This is a genomic window from Rhodococcus sp. EPR-147, assembly GCF_001647185.1.
Classification (GTDB): Bacteria; Actinomycetota; Actinomycetes; order Mycobacteriales; family Mycobacteriaceae; genus Rhodococcoides.
Genome location: NZ_LVCU01000094.1, coordinates 1 through 1,074, shown reverse-complemented (window position 1 = coordinate 1,074; position 1,074 = coordinate 1). Strand labels below are relative to the sequence as shown.

The 1,074-nt window shown below is 65.5% G+C and carries 1 protein-coding gene; it reads left to right on the top strand.

What is annotated here, in order from left to right:
• Positions 1-1,074: urease subunit alpha (locus A2J02_RS04575; RefSeq protein ID WP_156516091.1), on the top strand; the 1,074-nt coding region annotated here is incomplete at both ends.

Here is a 1,074-nt window from a genome sequence, read left to right as displayed (position 1 = left end):
ACCGAGATCATCGGTGGCAACGGGAAGATCGTCACGGCAGGCGGCATCGACTGTCACGTCCACTTGATCTGCCCGCAGATCAAGGAGGAGGCTCTCGGCGGCGGCATCACCACCGTCATCGCCGGCGGTACCGGCCCTGCCGAAGGCAGCAAGGCCACCACCGTCACCCCGGGCGCCTGGCACCTGTCCCGGATGCTCGAGTCGCTGGACGACTGGCCGATGAACATCGTGCTCCTCGGGAAGGGCAACACTGTCAATCCCGACTCGATGTGGGAGCAATTGCGCGCCGGCGCATCGGGATTCAAACTGCACGAGGACTGGGGATCCACCCCGGCCGCCATCGACGCGTGCCTGCGAGTGTGCGAGGACGCCGGCGTTCAGGCGGCACTGCACTCGGACACCCTCAACGAGGCCGGATTCGTCGAGACCACCCTCGGTGCGATCAAGGGACGCGGAATCCACGCCTATCACACGGAGGGGGCGGGCGGCGGGCACGCACCCGACATCATCACCGTGGCGGCGCAGCCACACGTCCTCCCCAGCTCGACCAACCCGACGCGTCCGCACACCGTCAACACTTTGGACGAACATCTCGACATGCTGATGGTGTGCCACCACCTCAGTCCATCGATTCCGGAGGATCTGGCCTTCGCCGAGAGTCGAATTCGGCCGTCGACCATCGCGGCCGAGGATCTGCTGCACGACATGGGTGCGATCTCGATGATCGGCAGCGACGCTCAGGCGATGGGCCGTATAGGTGAGGTGGTTCTGCGCACCTGGCAGACGGCCCACGTGATGAAGTCTCGTCGCGGCTTTCTGGCCGGTGACAACGGAGCCGACAACAACCGAGTGATGCGCTACGTCGCGAAGTACACCATCTGCCCGGCCGTCGCACACGGCCTCGACGACGAGATCGGTTCGATCGAGCCGGGCAAACTCGCCGACCTGGTGCTGTGGGACCCGGCCTTCTTCGGGGTGCGTCCCCACATGGTCATCAAGGGCGGGATGATCGCCTGGGCTGCCATGGGCGATGCAAACGCGTCCATCCCGACCCCGCAACCCGAACTACCACGT